9 protein-coding genes are annotated in these 13,703 nt (G+C 55.4%); 2 read left to right on the top strand and 7 right to left on the bottom strand.

What is annotated here, in order from left to right; all coding sequences use genetic code 11:
• Positions 1-108: 108 nt before the first annotated feature.
• The 4 genes from PH605_RS20330 to PH605_RS20315 all read right to left on the bottom strand — a co-directional run bounded on the left by PH605_RS20330 (position 109) and on the right by PH605_RS20315 (position 2,915).
• On the bottom strand, positions 109-336 hold the full coding sequence (locus tag PH605_RS20330; RefSeq protein ID WP_034499643.1) for a hypothetical protein: 228 nt from the start codon (positions 334-336) through the stop codon (positions 109-111).
• Between the two features lie 128 nt (positions 337-464).
• The gene (locus PH605_RS20325) at positions 465-674 is read right to left on the bottom strand and encodes a cold-shock protein (protein WP_003519970.1); all 210 of its coding nucleotides are present in this window, start codon (positions 672-674) and stop codon (positions 465-467) included.
• 293 nt (positions 675-967) lie between these two features.
• Positions 968-1,195 carry a hypothetical protein gene (locus PH605_RS20320; protein ID WP_080821230.1) on the bottom strand — a complete coding sequence of 76 codons (228 nt, stop codon included), beginning with the start codon at positions 1,193-1,195 and terminating at the stop codon, positions 968-970.
• A 613-nt stretch (positions 1,196-1,808) separates the two neighbouring features.
• The gene (locus PH605_RS20315) at positions 1,809-2,915 is read right to left on the bottom strand and encodes a Fic family protein (protein WP_080821228.1); all 1,107 of its coding nucleotides are present in this window, start codon (positions 2,913-2,915) and stop codon (positions 1,809-1,811) included.
• A 201-nt stretch (positions 2,916-3,116) separates the two neighbouring features.
• Between PH605_RS20315 and PH605_RS20310 the strand changes: the two genes are divergently transcribed.
• Positions 3,117-5,480, top strand: a complete 2,364-nt coding sequence (locus PH605_RS20310; protein ID WP_137006080.1) for a hypothetical protein — start codon at positions 3,117-3,119, stop codon at positions 5,478-5,480.
• 245 nt (positions 5,481-5,725) lie between these two features.
• Here PH605_RS20310 and PH605_RS20305 read toward each other — a convergent pair whose 3' ends face one another.
• From PH605_RS20305 to PH605_RS20295, 3 genes are read right to left on the bottom strand one after another with little or no spacing between them, the layout of a single operon-like run.
• Positions 5,726-7,531, bottom strand: a complete 1,806-nt coding sequence (locus PH605_RS20305) for a ThiF family adenylyltransferase (protein WP_161987966.1) — start codon at positions 7,529-7,531, stop codon at positions 5,726-5,728.
• Positions 7,524-9,125, bottom strand: a complete 1,602-nt coding sequence (locus PH605_RS20300; RefSeq protein ID WP_142845875.1) for an adenylate/guanylate cyclase domain-containing protein — start codon at positions 9,123-9,125, stop codon at positions 7,524-7,526. Before PH605_RS20300 ends, PH605_RS20305 begins: the two co-directional genes overlap by 8 nt.
• Positions 9,126-9,135: 10 nt before the next feature.
• Positions 9,136-10,239: an adenylate/guanylate cyclase domain-containing protein gene (locus tag PH605_RS20295; protein WP_137006077.1), complete on the bottom strand. Its 1,104-nt coding sequence runs from the start codon at positions 10,237-10,239 to the stop codon at positions 9,136-9,138.
• Between the two features lie 159 nt (positions 10,240-10,398).
• Between PH605_RS20295 and PH605_RS20290 the strand changes: the two genes are divergently transcribed.
• Entirely contained in the window at positions 10,399-13,635 is a 3,237-nt protein-coding gene (locus PH605_RS20290; protein WP_161987965.1) for an ATP-binding protein, read from the top strand.
• Positions 13,636-13,703 lie beyond the last annotated feature (68 nt).

Raw genomic sequence — 13,703 nt, 5'->3', positions numbered from 1 at the left:
GTGACCAAGCCATTTGCTATAACCGCCTTGCCTTGCGATTGGCGTACCGCCGATTGCGGGCGGCCTCGTCGTGTTTTATCCGTCCGCGCCCCACTCTTCCTGGGCAGATCAGACCGTCTTGGCCCGTCGTTTCGTGAGAAGAGAGGCTGTCGTCGCCTCACGGTCCTTCAATTCTTTCGCAAGTCGCGCTTCACGAAGCCGCCTCGTCTTTTCCTCGCGGGCCAGAACGAGGGAATCGAGTTCCTCGACGGCGCTGTTACGCGCGAAGAATTGCGATTGAGTATTGGCGAAGGCAATCTCCGCCTTCTGCCGGGATTTGCTGTGTGTCTGTGACATGGCTTTTCCAGATTGAACGCCGCCGTGGCAACAAAAAAAAGGTCAGGCAATCTGCCTGACCTTGCTGGTATCATGCTCTCGCCAGTGCCAGTACATCCGTGGTCAACGGAGAGCGGATACCGGGATGATTAAGCGGCCTGGAGGTTGCAAGCCGACATCTTGCCCGACTTGTTATCGCGCTCAAGGTCGTAGCCGATCTTCTGGCCTTCAATGAGTTCGCGCATTCCGGCGCGCTCGACGGCCGAGATATGCACGAACGCGTCGGTGCCGCCATTGTCAGGCTGGATGAAGCCAAAGCCCTTCGTGGAATTGAACCATTTAACTGTGCCAGTGGTCATGATGAACCCTTTCATAGCAATAAGAGGACCACAACGCCTGCGGCGCTGCAGATGCGATAGCGATTTTTGAGAGAAAAGGCTCGTTCAGGGCACGGTGCCAGACGCGCGATAACCAAAGCTAAGCAAGCAAATATCGACAATCAACATATAGGTCGCTCATATGCGATTGTCAACTTTTAGTTTTTTCTCACCAATATTCTCAGCATTTAGTTGTATTTTCCTAAGCCGTTTCACAGCCTCGACTGCGGAAACGGAGCTGGGAGCGTAACCAGACACGAGGTTCACCTATGGAATCACGGTCGTCCGAAAGCAGAAATGGACTCCGGTCCCGACGGAAAACCACCGTCTCGCTGGCGTATAACTCCGGACATGAACCGGAGCAACACAATGCGCGATTGACTTGAAAGCGCTCCTGACAGCGGTTTCATCCTCGCCGTTACATATCCGGCCTTATGAAGCATCTGGTTGAGAATTCGATTGCTGCCGGGATCGAAATCGACGACGTGGACGCTGGAAGACATGGTGTCCTCCTTTCAGATTGCGGGCGCGGCATTAAAGCCCCCGGCGGCAGCGCCCGGTGAAATTGCTGCCGAGGTCACGATGATGAGGCCCGCTCGTCTGTTTAGCAATCCTTCAATTAAGGTCATTTGGGGGCGGGATAGCTTCGAAGCCAACCCGCACAGATATTTGCCGTTCTGTAAAACCGTTAATATCAAAGAACGAGGGCTAATTTGACCCTCCATCGATACACGCGATGCTCACTCCTGAGGAGCGGCAGGAATGAAGGAGTGGCGATGTAAAGTGCACTGCCGCCCAAAGCTCGCTGGCTCGGTGGGATGCAGCTTTCCCGCCGCCGTCGTCCGAAACCTGCCAGTCAATTTCCCATCCCTTAACGATCGTTGAAGGCCTGATAAGCGAAAAGACTGCTTTAGGGAGCGTGTAATTGCTATGCTTACGTCCGGAATGAAGGGGCAAAGCAGCTTTATCCGTGGATAACGAACAACGACTGCTTCGAAGGCGCAATGCCGTCGTTGCGAATGAACCACAGTTAGCTCGAGCAAGATGCCTTGCGAGCGTCTTCGCCTTGAGCGGAATCGAACAGCCGTTCACCAAGTGCATTTGCCTAGCAGCAGTTTATTTCTGCAGTGACAGCGAGTACCGGGTATGCCGACGTTCACCCGTGCGCGTCAGTGCACCGATCTCCACGAGCTGCTGAAGGTCGCGTGTTGCTGTAGCGCGGGATGTGTCTGTGATCGAAATATAGTTTTCGGCACTGAGCCCTCCCTTGAAGCCTGCCGTGCCTTCCTTGAAGATGCGCGCGACTACCTTTTCCTGCCGCTCGTTCAACTGGCCACGAAAACGATCATAGAACTTTGCTTTTTGAATGAAGAAATCGATGCGCTCAAGCGTCGCCCGCTGAGCATCCAGGATCGTTTCCGAAAAGAAAATGATCCAGTCGGTGATATCAAGCGTGCGCTGGTGCCGCTCAAGCTCGGAGTAGTAGGCCTTCCGGCGCTTCTCGATTGTGAAGGCGAGTGAAATGAGACTTGGTTGCCCTATGTTTTGCGCCAAGGATTTCTCAGCGAGCGCGCGCCCAATTCGGCCGTTGCCATCCTCAAAGGGATGTATGCTTTCAAAGTAAAGATGGCCTACTGCGGCGCGCGTCAACGCTTGAAGCGACGTTTGGCCATCTGGCCCGGATTGATTGAACCATGCGATAAAGGTCTCCATCTCAGCGGCAACCCGGCGAGACGGGGGAGCCTCGAAGTGGATGGTGGGCTTGTCCAATCGACCCGACACGATCTGCATGGCGTCTTCATGCCTGCGGTAAGCACCAACTGTTTCAATATATAGGTTTCCCGCCATCAGCATTGAATGCCAGTGGAACAGTCCCTCATGACGCAGCGGCCCATGCCAGCTTCGATAGACATCCGCCATCATCTCGGCGATCCCCCGCTCTTGGGGGCGGATTTGTCTGTCATCAGTGTTTAGCCCGAACTGTCGACGGAGTGACGACTGGACACTCACGCGGTCCAGAAATTCCCCCTCAATCTCTGAGGTCTTGACCGCTTCGTCGCTCAGCAATTCAATGCGAAGTTGGTTGCTGTCGTCCTCGTTGAAATGTCGAACAGCACCGATAACCTCGCCGGCGGACTGCAGGAATTTCTGCTCCAACGTTACCAGGCTTGCGGTGTCGTATCTGAAGTTTGGCCAATCCGTGTTTTGCCAGTTCCATTTCATGAGTTATAGCACCCCTCTCTATAACTCATAATTATTGCCAGAAATGAGCTATTGCAAGCCCGTCTATCGCTCGGCACCACAATCTGCAGCGCTCCGTTCAAGAGGCAGCGATCGACAGCTAACCACTTGTCCTAAACATATTTTGTTAACGGGCGCCCCCTATTCCCGCTCGCCCTCGGCACTGGTGCCGAAAGAAACGGAATGAGCATGACTAAACACGACCTTTCATCACGACATTTTCAGCGAAAAATTTCAGAATTCTGCGAGCTTCGTATCGCTCCGATCGCATCCAGGCGGGTGTTGGAGAATATACGGCCTTATCTAGCCAGTTTGATCATCTACCGGAAATCCCCTCCGCTTCTGAATGGCCATATCGACTGGACGATGATCAGTCAGGCCTGTGGGATCGAAGCCGAGCTGACGGCAGAACTGAAAAAGCAGCTCCGGCCGGGCTTGGATGCAATCATCCGCTGGCTGGGCGCACCACCAGCGGCCGAGGAACGACGACCGCCAAAGCCGACAGTTACCTCGGGCAAAATGGCCCCCGCCAAGAAGGCAGCTCCCGCATCCTCGACCAGAAAGCCGCAATGCGCGGCGACCGACGGTGCCTTTACCCGGTCTGCGTCGTCACAGCGCGGGCCTGCACTAAAACCGATAAGCCCTTTCCCAGAAGCACTCTTTGAAGCGACAGAAGATCCGGCGAGCTTTCAGGAAGCATTGATATATCATATGCGTCGGTTCGGCGACACTTATTGGCAGCTCCACCGCGCCGTTGTTCATCTGGATGAGACATTCGATAACAAGACGCTGCTATCCTGGATGCAGGGGGAGCGCGTGCCCCGCTCCGTTGCCAGCTTTAATATCCTGCGCCGCATCGAGCGGCGCTATCGGTTGCAGGAAGGATATTTCAAGGACAAGCTACCGCACCAGGCGCGCTCGCTTTATGGTCATGATCTCGGCGATATCAGCCCGGCTGAGCGGCGCAGGATTTCAATGCATCTGCCAGATGACTTCAGTAGCCTGCCCTTTACCAAGCGCGAGGAGATTCTCGATTGGGTGCGCCGGGTGATCATTTCCGGATCGACAGAATATCGCCGATATCAGGCAGCGGCGAGCAAGCAACGTTATGCCATCCGCTTTCCTGGTGTCACTTATGGCGGAAGTTCCATATCACCCCGGTCCTTGGCACCCGCAGTCAGCACCTATCAGAATGCAGTGACAGAAAACGATGATCCGGATTTGCTGTCCGGGGTTATCGATGCGCCGCCAAGGCTTGCAATGGAAATGGCAGACCTTATCCGTTTCAAAACCTCGACCCTGACTGCCATTGGCTTTCAACGGAATGGAGTCTGGGGGGAGGAAACGGCCTCTCAGAAGATAGAACATCTCGGCTTGATGTTCGGCGCACTAGCTTCCTCACCGAATGGCGCAGTAAGAGGTTTCGGCGTACCGCTTAGCCAGTTGAGCTTTGGCCTTCTCGTCTTCCCCGGTGTTTGGGACTGGTATCTGCAGTGGCGGGAACAGCGGCGCGGTTTCTATACAAAATGGGAAGAAGACATGCTGATGGTCGCCCAGGCTCTTACTCGCGCGGACGTCGGCTGGATACGGCAGCACCCGGAGCTACTTCAGAACGTCAGGCCAATCGCGGGCTTGATTGAGGCCGAAGAAATCAACTTTGCGGCTCGCGACTGGCATGGCGCCTGTGACGCTTTTCACCGACATGCCGCCAATCGTTCCAAGGAAATTCAGCGTGTCATGCGCGTCCATCGCGATCCATTCGAGCCGATCATGTGCGTCCTTGAGGCAGAGAGTCCGTTGGCCGAATATCGTAAGATCACCGATGAGATTCTTGAACGCATGCCGGATGAGAACAGATATCCCCGGCCGGCGGCCGAAGCCGTCAGATCATTCCTGCTGCTTCGGCTTGGCCTGCACCTTGGGCTGCGGCAAAAGAACCTTCGCCAGTTACGCGTCTGCCCGCGCGGACATTATCCGACCTCAGAACGCCGACTTGAAGATATGAAGTGCGGAGAGTTGCGCTGGAGCGACCGCGATCATGGGTGGGAGGTCCTTATCCCATCGGTCGCGTTCAAAAACTCGGGCTCCTCCTTCTTCGGACAGAAGCCATTCCGGTTGATTTTGCCCGACCTTCTCGATCTCTACAAATACCTCGACGCGTATATCGACAGGCATCGTGGAGTTCTGCTCAGCGGTGCGAAAGATCCCCAAACGCTATTCGTCAAGACAGTGAAAACGACCAGCATTGATGCTGCTTACAATTCGACCACATTCTACGAGGCTTGGCGGACGGTCATCCAACGTTACGGCATCTATAATCCCTATACCGGCCGGGGTGCGATCAAGGGCCTCCTGCCGCATGGACCGCATAACCTGCGGGACATTCTTGCGACGCATATTCTGAAACAGACCGGATCCTACGAGCAGGCAAGCTATGCCATTCAAGATACGCCAGATGTCGTGCAGCAGCACTACGGTCGCTTCTTGCCGCAAGACAAGGCGGCCCTGGCTGCCAAAATCCTCAACCAAGTTTGGGAAGCTGCGTAAGATCGAATGAGATACTCGGCTCGTATAGTGATGACAGTCTCCGTCCGAGCCGACCTCTTCGTTTCGCTCTTGAGCGGATTCGAACGACCGGCCCATTAGTTGGTTTATCAAGCCACTGAAAATTTTGCTTTTGGTCTTCTAATTCACCCCGTTCCGAAGCTCGCGACACCAACGACATAAACCGGCGAAAGGGGTTGTAAAAAGCCCCCAGTTAAGCAGATTGGCGTCACGCTTGTTCTTTCAGCCTAAAGCCCTCCTCCTGAACAGCATGAACACGAGGGGAGCTGCCGGTCGAGAACCGTTTCCCCGCGAGGGTCACCCTTCATGAGGGCCAAAGCCTGTTCCGTCCAAACTCCACCAAATTCCTGTAGATGACGCTTTCGCGCCGCCCATATCCGATGAGAGGATTCCTTCTCACGACCAAGCAAGCAATCCAGTGCAAGTTCGCACACAAGACTGGTAACGTGATTGAGCTCGATCGGTCCGTAAGGAGCAAAATGCACACCACACGCTGGCTCTTCAAGCAGGCCGCCCTCCGTCCAGGTGACCATGTTGAAGTTTGAGCGACCAAGATTGTCGACAGTCGATGACAAACATGGTCCGTTTTCAAGGACCGCCAGCGCATGACCTGCACCCGCGAATGGCTCGGTCCATCCATAGACGACTGGAATTCGGCGACCGTGCGTGTTCTGCCATGCATTCAGCAATTTATCGGCATGCCCGCTGCCCGTCGTTGAGATGATTAGATCTGCTCCGCTGAACCAGTCTGGAGCTTCCGCAACGACTGACTCCGCAGTCCACTCATGACCCACGATGTTAAGGTGAGGGTATTCGGCGCTTGAACGAGCCGCGAATTCGCTGGCCTTATTGAGCCCAACGGACTGCCCACCGAGATGATGTCGGCCGACATTAGACCATTCCAGCGTGTCGCAATCTACCACATGCAACTTGCCTACCCCCGCACGCAGAAGAGATGCCGCCACAAAGCTCCCCACCGACCCGCAGCCAAACAGGACGACGGTCGAATTCAGCAAGCGACTGGCCCTTGGATCTCGGCCGCGGCCGTGAATCCATTCGGCCTCAGCTCTGATGACGCGGCTTCGGGATATGGTCTGCGAGCCAAAAACGCGATCCATCAGAATGTCTGTGGGCACTGCGCCGCTCCTGAAGCCGTCGGAAGGAAGCCGACCTCTGCCGCGGGAGGCCTCAGCGACAGGCATGTCAACGGTCGCCGCGACAAGTCCCGGCCCGCCTCGACCTGGCGCACCAATTACAATTGTCTTTGCTCGGTTTAAGTCTGACAAGGTCGAGCGTACAGCTCCGAGGCCGTCGCCCTGGGCACGGCGCGCAAGATTAACGATATGGCGCGCACGCTGCGGATAGTCGGCTGGGAGAGGCGCCGCCTCGAACCACAGCAATGCTGCTGGCAGTATGGCGTAGACCTTGGTCAACCCGGTATACTTCCGAAGCCAATCGCGAACATCCTCCTCGGTTTCAGCGAGTAGGGTGAAAGCCGGTCCATTCCAGGACCATATCTCCCGCGAGGGGCCCGCGGCGCGCAGAAGGCTGTAATGTCGACGTGGTCTGCAAAGATCGTATGCCCAGTACGTCAGGAACTCTTCCTGAAAATCGCGTTCAATGATTTCACCGCAAAGGAGCTCTTCAATGAGACGACAGGAGCGGGAAAGCAGGTTCTCTACGACAGCAGGGGGATCATCCTGGTCCAACTCAAAGCCGTTTCCAAGCAGACAAAGCACGCCATCATCCTCAACATGCGGCCACGTCAGCCGAGGAGGATGTTCTACCAGTGCTATGCGTGCTGATATGCTCGGGAACCAGCGTGTGATGAGAACATCAAGGTGTTTGATCCCGTCGGAGAACTTGAGGGACAATCGCCAGCCGCCTTCAAAGTTTCGCCCCACATAACGCAGGAGATCGCGCCTTTCGAGGCGCCGCCATTCTGTCCCTTCAACGGCGGAGAAACGTTGTTCCACTGCAGCCGCAACTGCCTCATCTATGTGGTCAAACACATCATCATTCAGCTCAAGCATGGCGAGTGCCACCGCTGCTGTGCACGGCATTTTCACTCGCGGCAGCACGGCTGATCCAGCCGCCCGACGTGGCGAGCGCCGGGGCGGCGAGAGGCGACGCCTTGCTGGCGTTCCCTGAATCGAGGGCGAGCGCCCGTGAATATGTAAGATCTTGCACGCGGCCGCTGTGCCCGAAGAGATCTCGGATGTCACGAGGCGCAACTGCAAGGGCTCGGTCGCCGAGCGCGCTCTCTCTACCGCCGCAGATAGACTGTAGGTCCTCGGAGTTGGAGACTGCCTTACTGGTCGCGCATCGAACCGAGAAATCACCTCGAATGCCCAGACGAGTTATCGGCGTTGGCCCCAACTCGACCCCGATCGCCAATCCAAGCTGCTGGATGCTGGGTAGCAATGTCTTGCAAAGATCGAAGCTCGATCGCATGGCAGCGGCACACATGACGGCGTTACGAACCGTCTCCCGCTCATCTATGTCGAAGGCTGTCCCGGTAGCCATGACGCCATGCAGGCAATCGCCAATGAAACGGACCTTCTTTCCGTCGAAATCCTTCTTCAACACAGCTGCGAGCTCGTGTCGGATGGCATGGAGATTCGAGACCATCTCAGCGATCTTTCCGCCGATCGTGCAGTCGTCAACATACTTCGTAAAGCCGTCTATATCGGCGAAAATCGAAACAAGCGGCATGTGAATGCTGTTGCTGGGCGACAAGAGAGAATAGTCGATCGTTCGCAGCGGAGGGGTATGGTGGTGAAACCTAAAATTCACGTCGCGAATTGCAGGTTCGACGCGCAGACGCACATCTGCTGACAAGGTGCGGATGCGAGCATCTGTCACTCCAGTTATGGCGCTTGGTAGCGCTGCTCTGCTACGTAAATTAAAGGAGCTACTCTTCTCCAACACCAATGAACCCGCCGGTATGTAGCCGAGGGTTGAACGAGCCTGGTCACTCAGATAGATGCCCTTCTCATCTCCATCGGCGAGCTTAGCCGCATAGTTCGCTGGACGACCCAAAAACAGCGGCTCAGGCTCATCGCCTCTGCCAGAATTGACGGCGATGGCTTTCCCGGTGTCTATCCCGATCCTGGTGCGTGTCTGAAACTCTCCGTTTGACACAGAACGACCCGTCTCCTCGACCATTCTGGCGAGGGCATTGGCGAATTCCAACGCGCGCTCAAGACGCAACCGTTCATTCGCCTTGCCGGGCGGCGTGGCTATGACCGCGTGAAGGCGCGGTCCGTGGAAATCCACGCGTTGCGCGCCGAATTCGCGGACGATCTGATCGCACGCGCTGTAGTGGATATGCAGGAACTGAAGCGCACGGCGATGGCGTGCTTCAGATTCCCGTCGAGTGTCCTGCAACACGGCGTGATAGTCGATCAGCTGCAGATAAACATGGACCCCGTCCACGACCACCGCCGTGCTCGGAGGGATATGGAGGAGGGGCGGTGGATTAGTTCGTCCACCGAGGCTAAAAGAAGCAACGGTCGCGACATCCACAACACGCTCTTCATACGTTTGAACATTAACGAGCTTGCTCGGCACAGTCTGCAGCGACTGACGAATCCTCTGCTCGGCCCGGGGTTGGCTCCAGCTCATTCAAATCTCCTCAGTCGATCGATGTGTAAGTGGTGAACTCGCGACCAGCCTTCGCAAGAAAGCGACGTGGTTCAGAATTCAGCCGCGCTAAAAGGTGCGTGTTCTGAACATGGGCGAACACCATCTCGCTGAGGCGAAGGGCCCCAAGTTGATTGTTTTCAGAATCTAGACGCGCCTGCTCGTATCTAGATGCCGAGTTGACAGTTTCGCCCATCAATGTGTACGCGATCCGGCCACTACCGCCGAAATCGCCAATGACTACCGGACCAAGGTGGAGACCTATCCTAATGTCCAGGGAAAGGCCTTCCTCGTTGATGATCGCCCGGATGCGGTCGATTGAGTTGAACGCCGCCAGAACCGCTTTGGGGACCCGATCGCGTATGCGAGCGTCGTCTGGAACACGCCAAAAAGCCATCAACCCGTCGCCCATGAACTTGTCGATCTCACCCCCAGCGCGAGTGATTTCCTCGACTTGGATATCCATGAATCGACGCATTTGGCGTGCAGCATCTTTCGGCGCCATCTCCTTCGCGAAGGAAGAAAACCCTGCAACGTCACTGAACCACAGCATCGCAGTGGTTTGATCCGGCACGATGTTCGCCAACTCGGAATCACCAAACGTAGCGTTGACGGCCATCAAGCCGTCATCACAGACGAAGCGACGCAGGACGTGGTCCAGCGAAACGTTGTCGGACAGAAGCCTCGTGCGCTGCTCTGTTGCTTCAATGACTTTTTCTGCCAGAACGGCCGCAACGGTTTCAAACCAGGCCGCGCTCTGTTCAGGAGTGAGTTCATCTAGGAATACTCGATCGATTTGCCAGACCCTGGCAACTCCGTCCGCACGCATCGAGGTAGTCCGCCTGGCCTCGTCTCGGCGGTGAAAGGCGATCTCCCCAACAAGATCCCCCTTGGTGCGCCGGACGATTTTACCCTCTGTGCCAATAACTATAGCCCCGTCGTCCACGATCCAAAAGCACTCTGCGGGCTCGCCTTCGCGGCAGAGATACTCATCATCTCGCAAACGCTTCAGGCGACGACAGACATTGCTCATCGGCTCCCGTAGGATCTCCGGGTTCCGCGCAAAGCGTTTCAAAAAGACATCAATCCCGTTCACGCATTTACCCCCTGAGTTGAACTTCAAGAAAACGCACGCTGACGTTCGTTGACGCTAGATCAAGCCCATGTCATTTTGCCAGCAGAATTGTTGCCAACAAATATGATGGCAACAAGCGAGTCGTTCAAGGGGTACCAACAATTTTGTTGGAAAGATTCAATGATTGAAAAAGAAGCCGCCAAACCATCCTCTCTGCCGTACAAATTCAACCCGAGCTTTTTGACCGATGGAGAGGTCATCGAGTCTTTTGTAGTTCGCAAAAAAGAGCTCGCGCGGATTCTGGGTCAGATTTCGGCGAACACGAACGCCCCGACAAACAAAAATGTCTTAGTCTCCGCACCACGGGGCGCCGGCAAGACAACCATAGTAAGGCGCGTGTTAGCCGAGTTGCGCTTGAACCACGAGTTTTCAGCTGATTGGTTTCCACTTATCCTCGGCGAGGAAAGCTACAACATTACCACCCCGGGCGAATTCTTTCTCGAATGCCTCTTCCATCTTCAGGATCAGCTTCAAGATGAACAATGGGTTCGCGCATTCGAACTTGCCGAGAAGCAACAGAGTGAAGCGGATCTCCTCAAGGTATCAGTGGGAGAGCTGCGGAGATTTTCTGAGCACACGGGCAAGAAGCTGCTTCTGATCGTTGAAAATCTACACATGATCCTCGGGGAGCAAATTGGGCCAGATGCAGCAACCCTGGAAGCAATCTTCAATGCCGAGCCGTCGCTGATGCTGCTGGGGACTTCCGTCAAGGATTGTGCTGACGATAGTCAGGATCCCGACGACACGAAGTGGCTTTATCAGCGTTTCGAAATCGTTTCGCTGCAACCGCTTGATCTCGCCGAGTGCACGGAGTTATGGGCCGCCCTCACAAACCAGGAAGTACGCTCGGAACGCATTAGGCCAATCCAAATCCTGACGGGAGGGAGCCCACGTCTGATGAGGATTATGGCGGAGTTCACAGTATCGCCTTCACTCCAAAACCTGATGGAAAATCTGAATCAGCTAATCGACCAAAACACCGAGTATTTTAAGAGCCAGCTCGATAATCTACCGCCAACAGAGCGGAAGGTATTCGCTGCGCTCCTTGACATCTGGGATCCCAGCACGGCGAAAGAAGTCGCTCAAAATGCCCGCGTGAATGTCAATATTGCATCCGCAATGCTCGGACGCCTCGCTGACCGAGGATCAGTCATCAAACTTCCGGGAAAAGGGCGGGCGGTCAGCTATCATGCAACTGAAAGACTCTTCAACATTTACTATCTTATGCGGCGACGGAGCCACCCCTCTAGCCGCGTCCGCGCTCTTGTCGCCTTCATGACGCAATACTACAAGAATGACGAGCTTGTTGACACTACAGCAAAGCTCGTTGCTGAAGCGTGCCTACTCCATCCGCATCGGCGACAGGAATATCATTCAGCGTTCAATGCCATCATTGCTCAGTCGAGTGGCGAAACCCGCCAAAAAATACTTTCTCAGACGCCAGCGGACTTCCTATCTCCACTTCAGGATGATGCCGAGTTCAGGTCCGCCCTCGCAGCAACTGAGAGGCAAATGGATTTCCAAAAGAGAACTGTTGCGAAGAAGGCGCCGAGAAAAAAAAGGCATTATGAGGCCCTGCTGTCGCAGGTTAAATCGGCGATCAATGATGACAAGCCAGACATTGCCGAATCTCTTCTTCGTGACGCTCTGGCAAACGATGCCACCAACGGCACATTGTGGCTGGAACTGGCTTTCCTGCTGAGCAAGGAGTCCGATCGACGGACAGACGCTGTTACAGCCGCCTCCAACGCCGTTGACTGCTTGCCGGCCTCCAGCACTGCTCATTCGATGTACGGGCTACTCTTGTATAGCGAGATAAGGGACGCAGAGAAGGCCGAACGCCACCTTAAGCAGGCGCTAGATCTCGATGCTGACAACGTAATTGCGTTAGCTACGCTGGGTGACATCCGATACCACAACGACGATCTGGACGAGGCGCTGATGCTCTATCGTAGAGCATGGGAAGTTGCGCCTGACATCGAAGAGTCGCTTGTGAAGCTGACGTCGGTGCTGGGTCCAGGCCTTGGGCGTGCTGAAGAAGCAGAGAAGCTGCTTCAGCAGGCGGTTGCAGAACATCCCGACTGGGACGATGCTAGGCAATTTCTGGCCCAATGTCTGCTGGTCCTTGGGAGAGCCGAAGAAGCCGAACAAACTCTTAGGTCGGCGGTGGAGTATGACCCAGCGTCGGTCGACGCTTGGTTCAACCTCGCGGCTATGCTCCATCGCACCCTGCGAAAGCATCGGGAAGCAGCAGAGGCGTTCGAGAAGCTATTAGGCCTCGAACCGAACGAGAGCTTTTATTGGCAGGCCTATGCAGAGACATTGTCGGCCGTGGACTCCGATTTTCGTCTTGCGCTGGAAGCGAGCGGCAAGTCCATCGAGCTCGACCCAGATTCAGTCGGAGGTTGGATTACGCGGGCTGAGATCCTGGCGAAGAACGAAGACTGGCTTGAAGCGGAAGATGCATACAAGAAGGCGATATCTCTTCCGAATGCTGGCTCGTATCCGTCTTATGAATATGCTCGCTTTTTGCAGCAGCGACCTGGCAGGCTGGACGATGCAGAAGCAGTTTTGCGAAAATCGCTGGCCTCAACCAACGATGCACCCTGCATGCTCCATAAGGAACTTGCAGCGCTTCTCATCCACCGTGGACAGGATGAAGAGGCAAGACCGTTCCTCAACGGCGCCGTAAATGCAAATGCCCGTTGCTATTGTAGCCTGACGCTGCATGGAGGGATCGCCACTCGAGCCTGCAACGCAGAGGAAGCCAAGGCATTCTTTTCCCGAGCACTCGATGTGAACCCAAAGGGCATCACCGCGATGACCAGTCTCGCGCAGATCGCGATCGAATTGGAGAACGATCCAATTGCCGCCGAGCATTGGGTCGAGAAGGCGGTAGAGACCAATCCTGCCGATGCTAGGGTCTTTCTCGCCCGAGCACTGGTGAAGCGTGCCCGAGGCGCGATCGTCGATAGCATAGAAGACCTGCGTCAAAGCCTGAACATCACCGCGGATTTCCCAGAAGCACAATTGGTTCTTTCGCTGATATTGGCGGAGCACGGCGACCCGGTCGAAGCAATGCCCTTCCTTAACGAGGCGATGGCAGCGCTTTCAAATCGTCGGGAACTCCTCCCGGGCGTCGTAGACACGACTATCGCTTTGGCGCGCCGGGGGAACGCGAAAGAAGCCCTCGCCTTAATTGAGGCATCACCAGCCAAAGAATTTCTGGAGCCGCTGAGTGTCGCACTTCAGATGTCTGAGGGAGACGCCCCGGTAAAGGCGAAGGAAGTCATGGAGGTTGCGCAGGATATCGTCGCCCGGATTTCAAACGTGGCGAACCCAAAAAGGATTGAGTAAACAGCCTTAATGGGCGGCGAACAGGACGGAACGACAAGTTTGCCCCGCGCTCATGTTGACATAAAGGA

Source organism: Agrobacterium sp. CFBP 3001 (assembly GCF_027871605.1).
Taxonomy (GTDB): Bacteria; Pseudomonadota; Alphaproteobacteria; order Rhizobiales; family Rhizobiaceae; genus Agrobacterium; species Agrobacterium leguminum.
The sequence above is the reverse complement of the archived record's forward strand: the minus strand, read 5'-3'. Positions and strand labels throughout refer to the sequence as shown.